This window comes from Pseudomonas sp. LBUM1660 (assembly GCF_059695935.1).
In genome coordinates this window covers 5165914-5185166 of sequence record NZ_CP166795.1, presented here as the reverse complement: position 1 = coordinate 5185166, position 19253 = coordinate 5165914, and the positions used below count along the sequence as shown (strand labels likewise).

18 protein-coding genes are annotated in these 19253 nt (G+C 54.2%); 8 read left to right on the top strand and 10 right to left on the bottom strand.

Going from position 1 to position 19253, the window contains the following annotated elements; genetic code table 11:
* Nucleotides 1–7: 7 nt before the first annotated feature.
* The 5 genes from ACA068_RS24035 to ACA068_RS24015 all read right to left on the bottom strand — a co-directional run bounded on the left by ACA068_RS24035 (nt 8) and on the right by ACA068_RS24015 (nt 4082).
* On the bottom strand, nt 8–517 hold the full coding sequence (locus ACA068_RS24035) for a P-loop NTPase family protein (protein ID WP_497305277.1): 510 nt from the start codon (nt 515–517) through the stop codon (nt 8–10).
* 14 nt (nt 518–531) lie between these two features.
* On the bottom strand, nt 532–2454 hold the full coding sequence (locus tag ACA068_RS24030) for an alkaline phosphatase D family protein (RefSeq protein ID WP_497305275.1): 1923 nt from the start codon (nt 2452–2454) through the stop codon (nt 532–534).
* A 113-nt stretch (nt 2455–2567) separates the two neighbouring features.
* Entirely contained in the window at nt 2568–2933 is a 366-nt protein-coding gene (locus ACA068_RS24025) for a hypothetical protein (RefSeq protein WP_497305273.1), read from the bottom strand.
* Between the two features lie 104 nt (nt 2934–3037).
* Complete coding sequence (locus tag ACA068_RS24020; protein ID WP_497305271.1) at nt 3038–3301, bottom strand: hypothetical protein; 264 nt, start codon at nt 3299–3301, stop codon at nt 3038–3040.
* Nucleotides 3291–4082, bottom strand: a complete 792-nt coding sequence (locus ACA068_RS24015) for an MlaA family lipoprotein (RefSeq protein WP_497305269.1) — start codon at nt 4080–4082, stop codon at nt 3291–3293. The genes ACA068_RS24020 and ACA068_RS24015 overlap by 11 nt, the downstream gene beginning before the upstream one ends.
* Nucleotides 4083–4249: 167 nt before the next feature.
* Here ACA068_RS24015 and ACA068_RS24010 point away from each other — a divergent pair, with 167 nt between their 5' ends.
* Genes ACA068_RS24010 through ACA068_RS24000 form a run of 3 tightly spaced genes read left to right on the top strand, consistent with a single transcriptional unit; the run spans nt 4250 to nt 6695 of the window.
* On the top strand, nt 4250–4960 hold the full coding sequence (locus tag ACA068_RS24010) for a response regulator (protein ID WP_094470782.1): 711 nt from the start codon (nt 4250–4252) through the stop codon (nt 4958–4960).
* Nucleotides 4957–6297 (top strand): sensor histidine kinase, encoded by a 1341-nt coding sequence (locus tag ACA068_RS24005; protein ID WP_497305267.1) that lies wholly within the window; start codon nt 4957–4959, stop codon nt 6295–6297. Before ACA068_RS24010 ends, ACA068_RS24005 begins: the two co-directional genes overlap by 4 nt.
* Nucleotides 6298–6326: 29 nt before the next feature.
* Nucleotides 6327–6695: a PH domain-containing protein gene (locus ACA068_RS24000; RefSeq protein ID WP_497305266.1), complete on the top strand. Its 369-nt coding sequence runs from the start codon at nt 6327–6329 to the stop codon at nt 6693–6695.
* A 135-nt stretch (nt 6696–6830) separates the two neighbouring features.
* On the opposite strand, the gene ACA068_RS23995 is transcribed toward ACA068_RS24000, so the two are convergent.
* The 4 genes from ACA068_RS23995 to ACA068_RS23980 are packed head-to-tail and all read right to left on the bottom strand — an operon-like array spanning nt 6831 to nt 11933.
* The gene (locus ACA068_RS23995) at nt 6831–7052 is read right to left on the bottom strand and encodes a formate dehydrogenase subunit delta (protein ID WP_497305264.1); all 222 of its coding nucleotides are present in this window, start codon (nt 7050–7052) and stop codon (nt 6831–6833) included.
* A complete protein-coding gene (fdhF, locus tag ACA068_RS23990; RefSeq protein WP_497305263.1) occupies nt 7049–9931 on the bottom strand; it encodes a formate dehydrogenase subunit alpha in 2883 nt (960 codons plus the stop codon). The genes ACA068_RS23995 and fdhF overlap by 4 nt, the downstream gene beginning before the upstream one ends.
* Nucleotides 9928–11460, bottom strand: a complete 1533-nt coding sequence (locus ACA068_RS23985) for a formate dehydrogenase beta subunit (protein ID WP_497305261.1) — start codon at nt 11458–11460, stop codon at nt 9928–9930. Before ACA068_RS23985 ends, fdhF begins: the two co-directional genes overlap by 4 nt.
* Complete coding sequence (locus ACA068_RS23980; protein ID WP_497305259.1) at nt 11457–11933, bottom strand: formate dehydrogenase subunit gamma; 477 nt, start codon at nt 11931–11933, stop codon at nt 11457–11459. Before ACA068_RS23980 ends, ACA068_RS23985 begins: the two co-directional genes overlap by 4 nt.
* A 417-nt stretch (nt 11934–12350) precedes the next feature.
* Here ACA068_RS23980 and ACA068_RS23975 point away from each other — a divergent pair, with 417 nt between their 5' ends.
* A complete protein-coding gene (locus tag ACA068_RS23975; protein ID WP_497310656.1) occupies nt 12351–12692 on the top strand; it encodes a potassium channel family protein in 342 nt (113 codons plus the stop codon).
* A gap of 76 nt (nt 12693–12768) precedes the next feature.
* Nucleotides 12769–13137 carry a PH domain-containing protein gene (locus ACA068_RS23970; RefSeq protein WP_090180398.1) on the top strand — a complete coding sequence of 123 codons (369 nt, stop codon included), beginning with the start codon at nt 12769–12771 and terminating at the stop codon, nt 13135–13137.
* 201 nt (nt 13138–13338) lie between these two features.
* Here ACA068_RS23970 and ACA068_RS23965 read toward each other — a convergent pair whose 3' ends face one another.
* On the bottom strand, nt 13339–13653 hold the full coding sequence (locus ACA068_RS23965; RefSeq protein ID WP_497305257.1) for a DUF3077 domain-containing protein: 315 nt from the start codon (nt 13651–13653) through the stop codon (nt 13339–13341).
* Nucleotides 13654–14450: 797 nt separating this feature from the next.
* On the opposite strand from ACA068_RS23965, the gene ACA068_RS23960 reads away from it, so the two are divergent.
* The 3 genes from ACA068_RS23960 to ACA068_RS23950 are packed head-to-tail and all read left to right on the top strand — an operon-like array spanning nt 14451 to nt 19179.
* A complete protein-coding gene (locus tag ACA068_RS23960) occupies nt 14451–16094 on the top strand; it encodes a hypothetical protein (RefSeq protein ID WP_497305255.1) in 1644 nt (547 codons plus the stop codon).
* A gap of 3 nt (nt 16095–16097) precedes the next feature.
* Entirely contained in the window at nt 16098–16799 is a 702-nt protein-coding gene (locus ACA068_RS23955) for a hypothetical protein (RefSeq protein ID WP_497305253.1), read from the top strand.
* A complete protein-coding gene (locus ACA068_RS23950; RefSeq protein ID WP_497305251.1) occupies nt 16792–19179 on the top strand; it encodes an ATP-binding protein in 2388 nt (795 codons plus the stop codon). Before ACA068_RS23955 ends, ACA068_RS23950 begins: the two co-directional genes overlap by 8 nt.
* Nucleotides 19180–19253: the final 74 nt, after the last annotated feature.

Genomic DNA, 19253 nt, shown 5'->3' with positions numbered 1-19253 from the left:
TCCTTTTTTAAACGCTATGAGATGAGTCACGAAAGGTGTTCGCGAAGGCCGTGATTTCACTTCGATTTATGAGTCTGATTTTTGAACCGCTGAACCCTTCAAACAATTGCCGGTGCGCGGAAAACCCACTGGAGTCTTCGCGAACACGATAACTGCCGGCCCATTCCAGCAACGCGATCAGCAACTCGTCATCGTCCCGCCTGTTTTCTCGCTGACGGATATTAGCGACGCACGTTTGGTCTTCAACACACAGCCAGACAAGCACTGTCGCACGGTGGATCAGTTCGCTGACGATCCAGCCGTAAACACCCTCAATCACCCAGCGTTCTTCATCGGCCAGCACGCGCGCCATGCCCAATGCTTCGGAGCGAGGTCGGGCGATGCTGCATTCATCCGACACCCAGTGAACCCGATCAAGATCGGTCCACGGCGCATGAAGGTGTTCGGCCAGTCGTTTAGCCAGCCAACTTTTGCCAGCGCCAGAGTTGCCGATGATTAGGGTTCGGGTGAGGTTCATGGTGGCTCACACGTTCAGTCGTCATTGTCAGGTGCAATCATCCGCGTCTTCGGCGCACCGTTTGAGTTGTGCTGATAGATGTCCTGCGGCTGTCCCTTTTCATTGAAGAACACTTGGCCGATCCCTGCCGAATTCCACAACCGTTCACCCGCTTCGGCATGTTCAGGGGTGTGCGGGATGATGCGCATGCGGCGGCGTTTGGTCAGCCAGTTGAGCGGCGAGCGCGGCGAGTAGAGCCAGCGGTTGAGGCGGTCGAACCATTCGAGCAGCGCGGGCGGGAATTCGTTTTTGATGCCGCTGCTGGTGATCTGCCAGATCCTCGGACCTGCCTTGCGGTGTCGGATCAGTACTTCGTAGACGAAGGAATAATGCACATCACCTGACAGCACCACGTAGTTACCCGGTGTGCGCGAGTGTCGGAAAATGTTCAGGATCACCTGGGCGGCGCCGCGATGGGCCATCCAGTTTTCCGCGTCGACCAGCAGGGGATAACCGCACCAGCTGAAGACGCGTTGCACGCTTTCGATCAGTTTGACGCCGAAGATCGGTGCCGGCGAAACGATGATCGCCGACGGGTGATCGAGCAGTTCCTGTTGCAGTTCGCTGAGCGCTTCCCAGTCCAGCAGACCCGAGGGTTGCTTGAGATTCATCTCGCTGCGCCAGCGTCGGGTGCGGGTGTCGATGACCACCAGCGCCGGAGTGGTCGGCAGCACGTAATGCCAGTGTTGAAAGCCGAGCAACTCATCGATCAGAGAGTCCTGGACGTCGCTGTCGAGATAATCGTCGTGCCCCGTGGCACTCAACAATCGGGCTTTTTCCAGCACATCGCCGAACGCATCCGGGTTGTTGCCCCAGCCCTGGCACAGCATGTAGGCGAGCAGCGCGTTGCCGATGATGCGCTTGGAGAACGGATGGCCGTAGGCCGTTTCTTCCCATTGCGCAGACAGATTCCAGTCATCGGTAATGTCATGGTCGTCAAAAATCATCAGGCACGGCAGATGCGCCATCGCCCGCGCGACACCCCCCAGGCCCACCTTGAAGTCATCAATGCGCGTCTGTTCAAGGGCATAACGTTTGCGTCTTTCAGGCGTCAGCGTCGGTGGTTGTGGCGCGATCAGCGTCCAGGGTGTCGGCGACCAGACCAGCAGGTACATGGCCATGACTTCGGCGAATGTCACCAGATGGTTGTCGGCACTGCTGCTGGTGAAAATCGGCTTGCGCGCCCCGCCGAAAAATCGCTCGCGCAGGGTTTTGTTGCTCTCAAGCGCCGGTAATAAATCCGCACGGTGGTAATAACTGGCAGGGTGTTCGTAGAGTTTGGCGCTGTCGCTGACCACCGCGCCTTCGAGGTGTTCTTCGAACAGCCCCAGTTGTGTGATCAGGGCATGGATTGCTCGCAACATCGGGCCGGCAACATCGTCGGCGTACACCTGATCGCCGCTCATCATCAGCAAGGCCGGGCGCTCTGTCGCGGAGTGCGCTGTCGCCAGAAAACGATCCACGCACAGCAAACCGTCGGCTGCCGGGTGGTGAGGTTTACGGCAGGAACCGTGCAGCAACTGATCGATGCGCGAACGCAAGACAAAATTCGGGCAACGCGCTTCGCCGTACAGCAAATGAGGCGCCCAGTCGGCGATGCCTTCCAATGCGTCATCAATCAGCAGGTCATAGTCGATCAGGGTGTCGCAGGGCAGGGCGGTTGTCAGCGGCACATCGATCAGGTGAACGAAGGCATGCTTGCCCACCGGGATGACCGTGCATTGCCCGGCATCGAGGCGAATGTCGCCGACACCTTGCAGGCGCAAGGTCAGCGACAAGGCCCGGGTTCCCACCAGCCAGAGCACCAGGCGGGAGGGCTCCAGACGCCGTAACAGCGGGCCGGCGAGGACCGGTGGCAGAGAGCGATGACTGTCGGGGAATGGCGAAGACATGGGCATGCAGGTTCAAGACTCTTGGTGCACAGAGCGCGCGATGATAGCGCAGCCAGCGCCCAGGATGTCTGATAGCCACTGGCTTGCAGCTGAAGCTGTCACGCAGCGCCGGGTGGTCGTCATTTGGGCGGAAAGATCACTGCCCACAACACCAACGTGAGGAATGCCGTCACCAGACTGCAGGTTCCAGCAATCAAATGACGGCCAACCGGATACTCATCCTGCTTGAACCTGGCGGCTACGAAGAGCCAGGTGCCGATGAAGACGCCGATGATCGTCATGAACGAATAAAGAAAGTAGGCCGGCGCCCGCGTTTCTGGATCATCGGGGCTAATAAAAATCAGCACGACAACCCCGATCATGAAACTGGCCAGAGCACCTGCCAGGTTGGCGAACCACAGATTGAAGCTGCCACGGTTCCTGACGATCCAGAACCAACTTCCCGCTGATGCAGCCAAGAACACCAACATTGCGACGAGTACCATTCATTCTTCCTTGTTAACAATGGCGTCCATTGTTCTTTGAGGTGAAGCGACGGCGTGCACGATAGCAAATCAGTGGCTTGGAGTTGAAGCAAGAGGCGCGACCCTCAAGGCCGCGAAAGGCTGTCCGCTCTCATGACACTGGTTTCCCCATTGGCCACCAGCCAGCGAAACAGCTCGCTCAGCGACACCGTATGACTGCGCTCGATCCAGCGCACCACCGCCGGGCCGTAGTTTTCGGTGTAGCGGCTGAGCACCAGTTGGCGGCAGTCCGGTGACAGGCGCAGGGTGATTTCCCGGCAGTGCACATTAGCCCCGTCGTGCCGTGTCACTCGCTGTTGCAGTGTTAAATGATTGCTTTCAGAAACCATCGGCGGGTGCTCCTTCGCATTGAGGTTTGGTTGCTTGCGCTGAGCCTTGCTTGCCATCCGCCACATAAGCGGCTCGATGCTCGGCGACCACGTTGCGCAAGGCGCTGTAGTAATCCGGCAGTTTTTCCAGGCTGTCGGTCAGTGGTAACGCTTCTGCTCGACCATCGACGATGCCGCCGACCGTGTTGATCGTGGACAGCGTGTCCACGGTATCGCTGTTGCTGCCAAACGGGTCGACCACAAAACCGAGCACCCGCCCGGCCGCATCGCGGCTGTTCGAGGTGCCGAGCAAGGGCAGCTCGACGATCGGACCGTTGCCGATGCCCCACACCCCGAAAGTCTGGCCGAAATCTGCGTCGTGACGCGGGATGCCGGCCATGCCGGACACATCGATCAAGCCCACCACACCCACCGTGGTGTTGAGCGCGAAACGTCCCAACGTGTTGACCGAGCGCATCGGGTTGCCTTGCAGCAGGTCATTGATAAAGACCTTGGGCTCGCCAAAGTTCGCCACAAAGTTATGCACACCTATCTGGAAAAAGTCCGGCAAGTAGCGATAGCCACGGGCGACCGGCGCCAGGGCATAGTCATCGGCCACCCGATTGAAGGCGAAGACACCACGGTTGAACGGTTCCGCCGGGTCGTACACCGAATAGCTGATTTCGGCACAAGTCACGTTGGCGGTCGCAGGCGGTTGGCTGCTGCAACCCGCCAACCCGGCGGCCAGCACGGCCATCGACGTGTTGCGGGTCAGCCAGGGAGCACATTTGAAAGGCAACATGGACGCAAGTCTCGGGAGGAATTCGCCGAGAGGCTGAGCCCCAGGCCTTGCACAAAGATGTCTGCTTTATTGCGGCGCTGATGTTTTATTGCAGGATTGAAATATATGACGCGCTGCCGTGAATGGTTTTAGATGGCGGTTCCATTCGGCCCCTTAAGTGACCTTCGGTGAACAGCCTTTTAATTGTGGACGACGACCTTGAAGTCCTCGATCTGCTGAAAAAATTCTTCGTGCAGCACGGCTACAGCGTCGAGGTCGCCACCGACGGCGCGTCGCTGTGGGCAGCCATCGAGCGCCAGCCGCCGGACCTGATCATTCTTGACGTGATGTTGCCGGGGGACAGCGGATTGATCCTGTGTCAGCAACTGCGGATTCGCTATGCCATGCCGGTGATCATGCTGACCGCCATGGGCGAACTCAGCGACCGGGTCGTCGGCCTCGAACTCGGCGCCGATGATTACCTGACCAAACCCTTCGACGCCCGCGAGCTGCTGGCCCGGGTGCGCGCCGTGCTGCGGCGCGTGGACGAACGCCGCCCGGTCGTGCAGGAGCGCCCACGGCCGCTGATCGACTTCGCCGACTGGCACCTCGACGTCACCCGCCGTGAACTGCGCTCGCCGGACAACGTGATGATCCCGCTTTCGGCTGGCGAATTCGATTTGCTGCTGGTCTTCGTCGAACATCCCCAGCGGATCCTCACCCGCGAACAGTTGCTGGACCTGGCGCGCGGGCATTGCCATGACGCGTTTGATCGCAGCATCGATGTGCAAGTCAGCCGCCTGCGACGCAAACTCGAATCCGACACCAAACGCCCAGCGATGATTCGCACGGTGCGCAATGGCGGTTATCTATTCACCCCCAGCGTGACCCGGCGATGAGCTGGTTGAAGCGGATTCGCCGTGACACGGTGGCGCGCTGGATCGCCTTGACCATCATCCTGGCCATGCTTATTTCACTGGCGCTCAACGGACTGTTTATCCAACTGGCCGGGGTGTGGGCGCGCCCGCCGCTGACGGAAACCGGGCTGCTGGACAAAATGGCCGCCATCACTCGCATCATCCAGGCCGCCCCGGCGCCACTGCGCAGCCAACTGGCGCACGCCGTCAGCGATGAGGGCTTCATCGTCAGTTGGCACCTTGATCGACGTGAGCTCAATCTGCCAACGGTGGAGGACCTGGATTCCGAAATCGGCTCGACCATCCTGCATCCGTTGCTTAAGTTCGCCGGTCGTATTCAGGTCTATGAGCCGGCTGACTGGACGGAAAACTCGGCGGACGCGCATTACGCGCTGCTGATCGAGCTTCCGGACGCCTCTTGGCTGATGTTCGCCGCACACTCGCGCAATTGGGGCCTCGACGACACGCCACGCTACCTGATCGTCATCTTGCTGGTACTCATCTCAACCACCCTCGTCACACTGATCGCCACCCGTCGCCTCGCCACACCCTTGCAACACTTCGCCGAAGGCGCCCGACGCTTCGGCGTGGACTTCCGCGCCCCGCCTATCGAGCCACTAGGCCCTCAAGAAATCCGCCAGGCCATCCTCGCCTTCAACGCCATGCAGGCCCAGCTGCAACACTTCATCCGCGACCGCACGCAAATGCTCGCGGCCATTTCCCACGACCTGCGCGCGCCCCTGACGCGGATGCGTTTGCGCGGGGAATTCATCGAAGACAGCGAGCAACAGCAGCGGCTGTTTCGTGATGTGGATGAAATGCAGGCGATGATCAACTCGGCGCTGGAGTTCTTCCGGGATGATGCGCGGCTTGAACCGGCGACCCAGTTTGATCTGGCTGAACTGCTGCAAACCTTGCTGGATGATTATCGGGATCAGGGGGTTGAGATGGCCTACGTCGGGCCGACGCGGTGGGTGTATTTCGGGCGACCGTTGGGGCTTAAGCGGGTGATGACCAACCTGCTGGATAACGCGATCAAGTACGGCAGTGAGCCAGCGATTGAGCTGATTGCCGATGCTGGGGAAGTGCGGATCAAAGTACTGGACCGTGGGCCGGGTATTCCTGAGGCCAGCCTTGAACAAGTGTTTGTGCCGTTCTTTCGCATGGAAGGATCGCGCAACAAAAGCACCGGCGGTGTGGGGTTGGGATTATCGGCGGCGCGGGCGATAGTGTTGGAGCATGGCGGGGAATTGAAACTGCGTAATCGGTCGAAGGGCGGGCTGGAGGCGTTGGTGGTGTTGCCCGTGCATCCGGCCTAGACGTTCATTTGAAAAACAGGGAATGACAGATGATTGATTTCAACAACAAAGGCTTCTTCAAACTCAAGCAAAACGACGAATACGCCGAACGCGTCACTGCGTTGCTGCTGGAAGGGGAGCAGGTCATCGACGCCTATAAATCCATGCGCGACGGGGTGGTGTTTACCAACAAGCGAATCATCGCGGTCAACGTCCAGGGCCTCACCGGCAGCAAGAAAGACTTCACCTCGTTGCCGTATAAAAACATCGTGGCGTACTCGGTGGAAACGTCCGGGACGTTTGACCTGGATTCCGAGTTGGAGATTTATTTTTCATCGCTGGGAAAGGTGAAGTTTGAATTCACCGGGAAGACATCGATGGTGGAAATTTCGAAACTGATTTCCAAGCATCTACTCTGAACACACACATCCCATGTGGGAGCGAGCCTGCTCGCGATAGCGTCAGTTCAGTCAATATTGATGCTGAATGTACTGGCCTCATCGCGAGCAGGCTCGCTCCCACAGGTTTTTAGCTAGTCTCAAGTTCGTGTGAGCTTAGGCCTCCCAACCTGCGCCACTGACCGCCGCTTGCGCCAGCGGATGCAAGTCCGCCCCATGATGCTCTGTTTGCCAGGCCAGCAATTCCTTGCGCATGCTTGGCGTCCAGTACATCTGCAGATGATTACGCACACCGAGCACGGCCTGTTGCGGGTCGGGGTCGGTGGCGAAGTACAGGGCGATCTGATTGACCATCTTGATCAGGTTCTGCGTACTCATCGGCGCACCTCCGCTTTAGCGCCACGGGCATGCCGGCGTTCCTTGAGCAGACGGTCCTGTTCATCACTGAAGGCCTGATAGCGTTTTTGCCACTCGGAAGGGTGGTAGACGCGGCTGACTTCCACGGCGGTGACCTTGTACTCCGGACAGTTGGTGGCCCAGTCGGAGTTGTCGGTGGTGATCACGTTGGCCCCCGATTCCGGGAAGTGGAAGGTGGTGTACACCACGCCCGGCGCGACCCGTTCAGTGACCCGCGCACGCAGCACGGTCTGGCCGGCGCGGCTGCCGATACCGACCCAGTCGCCTTCGTTGATGCCACGGCTCTCGGCATCGGTCGGGTGGATTTCCAGGCGGTCCTCGTCGTGCCAGGCGACGTTTTCGGTTCGCCGGGTCTGAGCACCGACGTTGTACTGACTGAGGATGCGCCCGGTGGTCAGCAGCAGCGGGTAACGATTGTTGACCTTCTCCTCGGTGGGCACGTACCCGGTGAGCATGAAGCGCCCTTTGCCGCGCACGAATTCCTCGATGTGCATGGTCGGCGTGCCGTCCGGCGCCGCGGCGTTGCACGGCCATTGCAGGCTGCCGTGGCTGTCCAGTGCGGCGTAGCTGACGTTGGTGAAGGTCGGCGTCAGGCTGGCGATTTCGTCCATGATTTCTGACGGATGTTTGTAGTTCATCGGGTAGCCCAAGGCGTTGGCCAAGGCCACCGTGCCTTCCCAGTCAGCCTTGCCGCCCAGCGGCTCCATGACCTTGCGCACCCGTGAGATGCGCCGCTCGGCGTTGGTGAAGGTGCCGTCTTTTTCCAAGAACGAACTGCCCGGCAGGAACACGTGGGCGAACCGGGCGGTTTCGTTGAGGAAAATGTCCTGCACCACCACGCACTCCATGGCCGACAGCGCCGCGGTGACGTGCTGGGTATTCGGGTCGCTCTGGGCGATGTCTTCGCCCTGGCAATACAAACCCTTGAAACTGCCAGCCAGGGCCGACTCGAACATATTCGGGATACGCAGGCCCGGATCAGGTTGCAAGGTGACATTCCAGGCCTGTTCGAACTGCGCCCGTACCACTTCGTTGGAGATGTGCCGGTAGCCGGGCAGCTCGTGGGGGAACGAACCCATGTCGCAGGAGCCCTGGACGTTGTTCTGCCCACGCAGCGGGTTCACGCCCACGCCTTCGCGGCCGATGTTGCCGGTGGCCATGGCGAGGTTGGCGATGCCCATGACCGCGGTGCTGCCCTGGCTGTGCTCGGTGATGCCAAGGCCGTAGTAGATCGCCGCATTGCCGGCGCCCGCGTACAGACGGGAGGCGGCACGGATGTCGGCAGCGTCTACGCCGCAAATGTCGCCGAGCACTTCCGGCGAGTGTTCCGCACGGCTGACGAACTCGCTCCAGCGGGCGAAATCGCTGCCCTCGCAACGGGCGTCGATAAAGGCCTGGTCGAGCAAGCCTTCGGTGACGATAACGTGGGCCAACGCATTGAGCATGGCGACGTTGGTGCCCGGGCGCAGGGCCAGGTGCAGTTCGGCGCGGGCATGCACCGAGTCCACCAGATCAATACGGCGTGGGTCGATGACGATCAGTCGCGCACCTTCACGCAGGCGGCGTTTGAGTTGGGAGGCGAACACCGGGTGGGCGTCGCTGGGGTTGGCGCCCATCACCAGGATCACGTCGGCCTGCATCACCGAGTCGAAACTCTGGGTGCCGGCAGATTCGCCCAGTGTCTGTTTCAGGCCATAACCAGTCGGCGAGTGGCAGACCCGCGCACAGGTGTCGACGTTGTTGTTGCCGAACGCGGCGCGCACCAGTTTTTGGACGAGGTAGGTTTCTTCGTTGGTGCAGCGACTGGAGGTGATGCCACCGATGGAGTCGCGGCCATATTTTTGCTGCAGCCGGCGGAATTCGCTGGCGGCGTAAGTCACCGCTTCATCCCAGCTGACTTCCTGCCACGGGTCGTTGATGTGCTGGCGGATCATCGGTTTGGTGATGCGATCCGGGTGGGTCGCGTAGCCCCAGGCAAAGCGCCCTTTGACGCAGGAGTGGCCGTGGTTGGCCTGGCCGTTCTTGTCGGGAACCATGCGCACCAGTTGGTCGCCTTTCATCTCGGCGCGGAACGAGCAGCCCACACCGCAGTAAGCGCAAGTGGTGATCACGCTGCGCTCAGGCTGACCCAGTTCGACCACGCTTTTTTCCATCAGGGTCGCGGTAGGGCAGGCCTGCACACAGGCACCGCAGGACACGCATTCCGAGTCGAGGAAGTTATCGCCACCGGCCGCCGCGACCCGGGATTCAAACCCGCGCCCGGTGATGGTCAGGGCAAACGTGCCCTGGGTTTCTTCGCAGGCGCGCACGCAGCGGTTGCAGACGATGCACTTGCTCGGGTCGTAGTCGAAGTAGGGGTTGGAGGTGTCCTTCACGTCAGCCAGATGGTTCTCGCCTTCATAGCCGTAACGCACTTCACGCAGGCCGACCTGGCCGGCGACGGTTTGCAGTTCGCAGTTGCCGTTGGCCGAGCAAGTCAGGCAGTCCAGTGGGTGATCGGAGATGTACAACTCCATGACATTGCGCCGCAGCGTCGCGAGTTTTGGCGTCTGGGTGTGCACGCTCATGCCTTCAGTGACTGGCGTGGTGCAAGACGCCGGGTAACCGCGCATGCCGTCGATCTCCACCAGGCACATGCGGCACGAGCCGAAGGCTTCGAGGCTGTCGGTGGCACACAGTTTCGGAATGGTGGTGCCGAGCAGCGCGGCGGCGCGCATCACCGAAGTGCCTTCGGGCACGCTGATGCTGCGGCCGTCGATGTTCAGCGTGACCTGTACGTCGCTGTCCCGGGCCGGCGTTCCAAGATCGATATCGGTGTTCGGGTCGAAGAGAGTGATCATTGGTCGGCCTCCGAAGATTGCAGACCGAAGTCGGCGGGGAAGTACTTGAGGGCGCTGACCACCGGAAAGGGGGCCATGCCGCCCAAGGCGCACAGCGAACCGTATTGCATCGTGTCGCACAGGTCCTTGAGGATGATCAACTGCTCATCGCGACCGCTCTGGTCCGGCGCGGCCAACAGACGGTCAATCACCTCAACGCCCCGGGTCGAGCCGATACGGCAAGGCGTGCATTTGCCACAGGATTCCTCGGCACAGAACTGCAGGGCGAAACGCGCCATTTGCGCCATGTCCAGGCTGTCGTCCGCGACCACCACGCCACCGTGACCCAGCATCGCGCCAATGCCGGCGAAGGCCTCGTAATCCAGCGGCGTGTCAAATTGCGACGGCGGCACCCAAGCGCCGAGCGGACCGCCGACCTGCGCGGCTTTCAGCGGCCGGCCACTGGCGGTGCCACCGCCGTAGTCTTCCACCAGTTCGCGCAGGGTCAGGCCAAAGGCCCGTTCCACCAGACCGCCGTGACGAATATTGCCCGCCAATTGGAAAGGCATCGTGCCGAGGGAACGGCCCATACCGTAATCGCGATAGAACTGCGCACCCTTGGCCAGAATCAGCGGCACCGAGGCCAGAGTCAGCACGTTGTGCACCAGCGTCGGTTGGCCGAACAGCCCCTTCAATGCGGGGATCGGCGGCTTGGCGCGGACGATCCCGCGCTTGCCTTCCAGAGAGTCCAGCAAGGCGGTTTCTTCACCGCAGATGTAAGCGCCGGCTCCGACGCGCACTTCCATGTCGAAGGCCTGACCGCTGCCGCCGACGTTGGCGCCGAGGTAACCGTTGGACCGGGCAATCTCAAGCGCCTCGTTCAGCGTGGCGACGGCCTGTGGATATTCCGAGCGCACATAGATGTAGCCGTAACTGGCGCCGACGGTGATGCCGGCAATGGCCATGCCTTCGATCAGCAGGAAGGGGTCGCCTTCCATCAACATGCGATCGGCGAAGGTGCCGGAGTCGCCTTCATCGGCGTTGCACACAATGTATTTCTGCGCCGCCTGGGTGGCGCGAACCGTGCGCCATTTGATCCCGGCGGGGAACGCCGCGCCGCCACGGCCACGCAGGCCTGAATCGAACACCTCCGTCGCGGTTTGCTCACCGCCAACGGCCACGGCCCTCGTTAAACCCTCGAAACCGCCATGGGCCCGGTAATCGTCCAGCGACAGCGGCCGGGTGATGCCGGCGCGGGCGAACAGCAGGCGTTGTTGGGTCTTCAGATAAGGCAATTCTTCCACCAGGCCCAAGGCCAGTGGGTGCGAGGACGGATCACCATGCAGCGCATCAAGCACGGACGGCACATCGGCAGTGGTCAACGGCCCAAAGCCGATCCGACCTTGCGGGGTGTCCACTTCCAGCAAGGGTTCCAGCCAATACAGGCCACGAGAACTGGTGCGTTGCAGGTCCTGGCTGGCAAGGGCAGACGCCACCGCATCGGCACCCACGGCACGGGCCAGCGAATCACAGGATAGATAGAGGCTCATACGTCCTCCCGGCAAGCGTCGAGCAACGCATCGAGACGTTCGGCACTGAGCCGCGCATGCACCTGACCATCCAGCTCCAGAGCCGGCGAGCAAGCACAAGCCCCGAGGCAATACACCGGACGCAAACTGATGCTGCCGTCGGCACTGCTGCCGTGATCGTCCAATTGCAGGCGATCACGCAATTGCGCGGCCAACTGCTCGGCGCCGCGACTCTTGCACGACTCCGCCCGACACAGACGCAGGATATGCCGGGCCGGCGGCGCGGTGCGGAAGTCATGGTAAAAGCTGATCACCCCGCGAACTTCGGCCTGACTCTGATTGAGCGCGTGGGCAATCTCGGGGATGGCGGCATCGGGGATGTAACCGATGCCCGCCTGAATCTCATGAAGGATGGGCAACAGTGCACCCGCAGAGGCCTTATGGCGCTCCAGCACGCTGTTGACCATGGGCAGGTGCAACATCTCATCAGGCATTCAGCAATCCTCACGGTCACGGACAAACCAGATGGTTGTCGGTCGTCCGAAAGTGTCGGCTGCGGCACTCACACCACGTCACGGTATCGTGGCAATTTCAGGCCGTTGGCCAGGGCACCCTTGGCGGGCATCTTGTTGTGCCCAGTGCGGTCTTTGCCGCACCTCTATAAGGGCATAAAAGTCAGCTTGCCACGCTGCCTTTGATTCATCTGCACAAAAGCGACGTGTTTGGTTCTTTCTACGACTCTATATTGAGTCTAGAAGAGCGCAGCCGAAGGCGTTCGCCAGGTGAATATCTTTCAGAAAATCCTTGAGCGCGATGAGCGGAGCATCGAGTTCGCTTGTGCCAAGCTGATGGGGTGTATATACGCCGTGCATTCAATTGCCGGTCAAGCTAACCCCCAAAGGGGCCAAGACATGAACACCACTCATGCAGCGCACGTTCGTCGAGAGTTCTACAAAGCAGTGCGGTTCTACCTTCACGTTGTCTGGCCGATTTTTTCCATCCTGCTGTTTGTTATCGTGCTGTTCGGCCTGATCATCAGCTATCTGGAAGGCTGGAATCCATTTGACGGTATCTACTTCGCATTCGTGACCGGCCTGACCATCGGTTATGGAGAACTCGTTCCCAAACTGGCCGTCTCGCGGATTCTGGCGATTTTGCTGGGGTTTAACGGGGTGCTGATGACCGCGATATTTGCGGCGATCAGTATTCGAGCGATTGAGATTGCAGTGCGGGCGAGCGATCAGGTGGAGTAGGGGGCGCGGCGGCGCAGTGGGAAATGCGGCAGGAAGCCATGCTCGCGATGTTCATTTAAAAACCAGGGAAAGACAGATGATTGATTTCAACAACAAAGGATTCTTCAAACTCAAGCAAAACGACGAATACGCCGAACGCGTTTCCGACCTTTTGATCGACGGCGAACACGTCATCGACTCTTATAAATCCATGCGCGACGGCGTGGTGTTTACCAACAAACGCATCATCGCGGTCAACGTCCAAGGCATCACCGGCAGCAAAAAAGACTTCACCTCATTGCCCTACAAAAACATCGTGGCGTACTCGGTGGAAACCTCTGGCACGTTCGACCTGGACTCCGAACTGGAGATTTACTTCTCGTCGTTGGGAAAAGTGAAATTCGAATTCACCGGCAGGACGTCGATGGTTGAAATATCAAAGCTGATATCCCAGCACTTGCTGTGACCTAAACACGAAAAAGCCCCGAAAAACTCGGGGCTCCATCTGGCTAAATACACATCCAATGTGGGAGCGGGCTTGCCCGCGAAAGCGCCAGACCAGCCAACATCAATGCCAATGCCCGGCGACCCTCCCAAGCAGCTCACTCCCCCAAGCGTCATACCAAACAACGACAGGCATCAAAACCATCCCGCCATCGTTCAACCGCTACGCTTCAGACTTCTCCGACGTCTGCTGCTTAGCCGTCGATGCAGAAGCCCGATCCCGAGTCAGCACCTTCACTGCGTCATCAACCACCGCCTTACTCATCGCCGTCAAATAATGCGCGGCCCAAGAGTGGCGGTCGGTGTCTGTGGCATAGGCGGCATCTTCGTTCAGCTTCTTGGCGAGGAAGAGAAAGTCAGAAGCCATGGATAGGGCATCGCCGAGGGGGACGCCACGAGTGACGTGGAAGAGTGGTTGGTCGGAGCAGTAGATGGCTGGGGTTAGGCCGATGGTTTTGAGTTCGGATTGATCGGTCATTTGCCACTTCCGGTGAGGGAGAGGCGGTGGGAGAGGGTGGATCGTGGGGCGTCACGCAACCGGGAGTCGCGTTGAGGGAAAAGCCAGATTTTGTACGGATTGATGCTGCGCATTATCAGACTCCTTGATATGTGAAGCTGCCGCATTCGTTTCCACACGAATGGGTGACAGCTGTGCGCAGGGTGGAAAACCGGGAATCAAGGAAACCGGCACGCCCGAAGACGTCCCACGCACAGCCGCCATAACTCACGCCGCAGGCATAAAAAAAGCGCCGGCAGACGTGATGGGGGCGCTGTTGCGCCTTGAATTACACGGGTTTCCACACCCGGTCGCTGAATTGGCAGCGACGGTGGGAGGTTATCGTGTGTACTCTTCAGTTGCAACTTTCAAATGTCTCTCTCCAAACTGACCGACAAGATGCGCTGGTGAGACCACATTCCATTAGTTACCTAACGAGAAAATATAGTTTGTGTCGGTATGGGTCTATTGGTAATGCGGGCAAGCAAGCAGAGGCCTTGACATCGACTGAAGGATGGATAGTTACAAATGGGGCCAATTGAGGCTCTGCAAATTCATGATGAAAAAAACGTGATCTTTTCCCATGTCGTGACTTGGTTGACGTTAAATAGGATTTAACCTTATTCAAGCGTGAATTATTATTGCTATTCATCAATAGAAAAGTTTTTAAACTGAGCGAATCAGCAGAATTGGTGTGGGGTGTCAGTTTGACATTATGGTTCGGTATGTCGTAACGTCACGTACTTGAATGTCCGGAATCCACGCGGAAGTTATAGGGAATGGAAGAAAAAGGAAGTAAGTCTACGCTACACGACGCAACACCTTCGTGGAATGGCTTTAATTATCAAGGAAAAGTTGGTCTATATGTCGCGTTAAATTTGATTTATGAAAAGTTAAGCGAGGGTCTAGATCTCGCTGACTTTGACGATTTTGTGAGTTCGTACTCCCTAGAGTATGAGTGGATAGAAGATTTTTCTATAAAAAATAACGAAAAATATGTTTCGCTTCATCAGGTGAAACATTATAAGGGGTCCCAGTTTAATTCTTATAAGGATGCGATAGACACAATTCTTACAAGGCGGCTAGGTGCAATAGCTAAGTCGGACATCCAAAACTATTTGGGTGTTTTTCAAGTTGAAAATCTTGAAAAAAATACAAGCAAAGCTATCGGTGAATTGAAAGCGTGTGGGTTGCTAACGAATGAACTGTTTTTAACGCCGGATTGGCAGAGTAAAATCATCAAGCTCTCCCTGCCCTTTCAGGCTCCAATCAGTAAATGCCTTAATGAACATGCTCTGCTTCACAAGAATGCATATAAAAGTGCAGTTCCTACCTATCTTCACACATGCGAAAAAATATCACCTCCAACTCTTTCTTTGGAAGATTACGTATGGTCGTCATCCGACGTAAAGGCCGCTCTCACTGATAAAAGTCTAGAAGATCATAATATAATTATAATGCAACGCCCCTCAATGGGTTTTAAGATTGCTTTTAAAGATGAAGAGTTGAATTGTGAAATTAAAGCTCTGATAGAGCATATAAAGAAAATTATTTCGCCTGGCGATTGTGCGCTTTTGTCGAGTGCCAGCTATGATTGTTATAAAAGTGCTTTGCTGTCTGAGGTGGAATTGCATATTCAGCACCGCCATAAACAAATTAATGATGCTGAAGTAATTGATGGGAAATACGCAAAAATAGTTTTACCCCTGTCATTTTGTACACTCGTGGCTGTTTTGAAACGCGATATGCGTATTCAGGATAATACCTACTTTGAGTTGCTTTCTAAGCTGTTTCTTGAAAATGCCCTAGATTTGTACGAGAGTAAGATTTTAGATGCGCTTTCTGATTATATTGAGGAAGAGGAATCGCTCTTGTTCGAAGAGTGGTCTGGTTATTTGACCGCGCTTAGGCACTATCGAGATACAGTTTTATCCAAGCTTTCCAAGGCCGAATTGCATACAAAGCTGCAACAGTGCTTACCTAATTACAAGAGAGTGGCACCCCTTGATATGTACTATCAGAAGGTGTTTTCTCAAACTGACTTTGAAAATGTATTTCTAAAGTTTATATTGAGTGTCAAGTCGCCATTAAAGTATTTCCACCCTGTTTGTAGTAAAAGTCTTCGTTACGCCCCAAGCTTTATAAATATTGAATCACTACCGGGTACACCTGAAAGAATTTACAATCGACTATCACTCGCCATTACGAATGCATGTGCAACTGATGCATTTACTGATTCACTAATTTACGATTACCATTTCATAACTATAAAGTCCAAGGACGACGGCCAAATAAGTCGAGCGATTCAGCCGCCTATGATTGGGGAGGACTTTGTAAAAGATTCGCCATATCCGATATTTACAGAAAAATTAACGACGAAGCTAATTTCGATTGAGAACGCTCTAAAGAAAATAAATGAGTGAAGTATGATCAATTTAATGGGCTGTATTTTCAACGCTTACGGTTATGTACGATCCGATGTATTTGTTAATGATGGCGCAGTACTATATGCGAAAGAGTGCGATACGCCGGATGAATTCTTTGTTGTTATGGACATTACGCGTCGAACAACTGCTGAAATCGACCCGCTTCAAGCTGAACTGCATGCATTATTAAGCTATTTTTTTAGTATCACCGACGGTGCTGAAAAAAATACAAACTTGGTCTTGCTAAAAAATTACGAGTATAAAGTAGATACGAGATCGCAGAGTGTTATAAATCGAAAAATATCCGAAGTGGAAGAGAATCCATATTTTTTTAAGAAAAGTCTTATAATTTTTAACGCGGAAGAATTGTCGACTATAAAACGAGAGCTGGTATCACTCGAGTCTGGGCAAGTCAAGGATGCATTGGCTTTAGTGATGCATGACTATACAAGATTTATGCGTTTTCGTGATCAAGATAATGATGTGTTATTTCGTATAGTATCGAAGTTGTACACAAAACTACCATTTCTAACTTATAGTTTGAGTGCAGAGAAGCAGATTGATCTTTCTTTAGAGATTGAAAAAGAGCTCGAAGCACGTCAGCTTGGGGAGAAATGCGCGGAATTGTTAAGTGTCTTAGATGATAGTCAGGCCTCTGTTGAAGAGTGGATAACTTCCATTGAAGGGGTGGAAGATGTTTAAGTTGGCAAAGTTGCAAATTGATAACTTTAAATCAATAAGTAAAGAGATAATATTAGATTTTCGTAATCTAGATATGGTTGTGTTCGATGGCCCGAATGGGTTTGGAAAAACCACCTTGTTTGACGCCGTTGAAATAAGTTTCACTGGCGGCATTAGTCGTATCGATGCAGCGGGCGGTGCGACTGATTCTAAGGCCAAAAATAACCATCTACTAAAGAATGTCACTGATCGTAAAACAGAAATACTTTTGGAACTAAGTGATACGATCTCAAGTGAGGTCTATACGATACGCTCAGTTATCGAAGCCAATATTAAAGGCACAAAAGCTTCTGTTCGTGATTATAAGTCGAGTATCATTAGGCATTATAAGTGCTCAAATCATGTAGGTGATGAGTGGTTTGATCTGGAACAGGGTTTCATTGAAAACCTCATAGGTCTTAAATCGCTAGCCAGTTTGTTTCATATACAACATTATATACAGCAAGAAGAAACTAGCGGTTTTTTAAAGAAGAATAATGAAGGTAATCGACACAAGCAGTTAAGCCATTTGTTTGGGACGAGTCTTCAGACGAATGATTTGCTGAAGTTGGAAAGGCTAAAAAAAGCTCTTGAGGCGAAGATAAAATCTCACAAAGAGTCTGTTTTTTCAATTGATGCGCAGCTTCAAACGATTAAGCCATCTGAGGTTGATCAAAGGGAAAACAACTTGAGTCCCTCGGGTGTGTTAGTGCTTCCGGAGTCTCTGGCAGCTAATAATCTGACGCCTGAGGGTTATTCTTCCTTAGTAGATAGTATTAATGTTTTGTTGTTTTTTGTTAAAAATCCTTACGTTTATGAGGCTCTAAAATTTAATCATATAGTGGATTTGTTGCTTGATGGAAGAGATCAGCAACTTAATGACCTTCTTTGTTTGGGTATGGCTACCGATTATTCTGATATTGAGCGCCTACATCGAAGTAGAGCAAAGCACCAAAAGCTTCGGACAAGGCTAGATCTGTTACAAGATATATGTGATGCGGCAGAAAACGACAATCAAAGTCTATCTATTGACTTTCTCGATTTGATTTCTAAAGAGTTTCCACCTGGAAGTCTAATAATTGGTCAGTTAGCGGAGCTTCAGAATGAGCGAGCGCATAGTCAAGGGCTTAATGCGATTTTGGTGAGGATGACATCAAGTAGAAAAAGTCTGCTTGAGGCTTATGAGAAATTCCAATCAGAAAACTTGGAGTCACCCGTTAATTGCCCTCTTTGTGGCGCTGTAAAAGAAAGCGGGATTGTCCAATTAATACAAGAAATAGAGCTGCACCAAAAGATCTTGATGGAGCAAGCTTCCACCGGTACGCTGACCATTACCGCGTTAAAAAATAATATTGCTAAGTATTATATCGAGCCTGCGATTGAGCGTTGTAATTTTATTCTGGGTAAATATAAAAAATACTGTAATGAAAGTGTTTTGGCGTTTTTTGATAAGAAAGCTATTGATCCAGATCGCTTTTCTAATTTCAGGAAAGTACAGGTGTGGCTCGATAATGCTCAGGTTAATTACAAATTTCTTGTGGACGATAAAATCACCGATTTTTCATCGAACTATTCAGAGCGATGTGTCATGTTGAGGGCTGCTATCAACCACCTCAAAAAACCAATTGATAGCGACACTCCCTCTCTGAAGTCTGTACGCGAATCATTAAGATATTTTGATCTGGGCGAAGAGGCAATTGGCTCTATTAAAGAAGCTGACTTGTTAACAGATTTGCGGTACGTCTTGGCGATCGAGAGAAATCATACCAACTCTATTTATTCTAATAGTACTCAAAAAAAGCTTTTGCTTTCTCGAAAGATAGATAATCTTACAGCAGAAAAAGAACGTTTAGTGGTGATCTCTGCTGTGTACAAGCAACAGATACAAAAGCACGAGTCTAATATTGCCGCACAAATAGCTATTCCGTTTTATATATATAGCTCTAAGGTGCTTCAGACTCGTCCTGAAGGCACTGGTATATTTTTAAGGACTCCAGATATTAGTCGAAACGAAACTGTGCCATATATTCGGTTTTGTTCTAATAGAGGCGATGAGCATGATGCTTGGTATACTATGAGTTCAGGGCAGCTTTCCGGTTTGGTTATATCGTTCGCTCTTTCCATGAATAAAATTTACCCGTCAAAACTCAAAACTATTCTAATCGATGACCCTGTACAGTCTATGGATGAAGTGAACATGGCCTCGTTGATTCAGTTGCTAAAATACGAATTTCAAGATCATCAGTTGATACTTTCTACTCACGATACTCGTATTTCCAGCTATATAAATTATAAGTTGCATCGTACTGGAAAGACTGTTGAGCGCATGAACATGAAAAACCTATCCAAAGATTTTAACTAGATTGTAGTGGTATGCATGAGCAGGATGATTGTTTTACTACTCTATTGAAAGTTAAGCGGGATGGCCCATTTTCT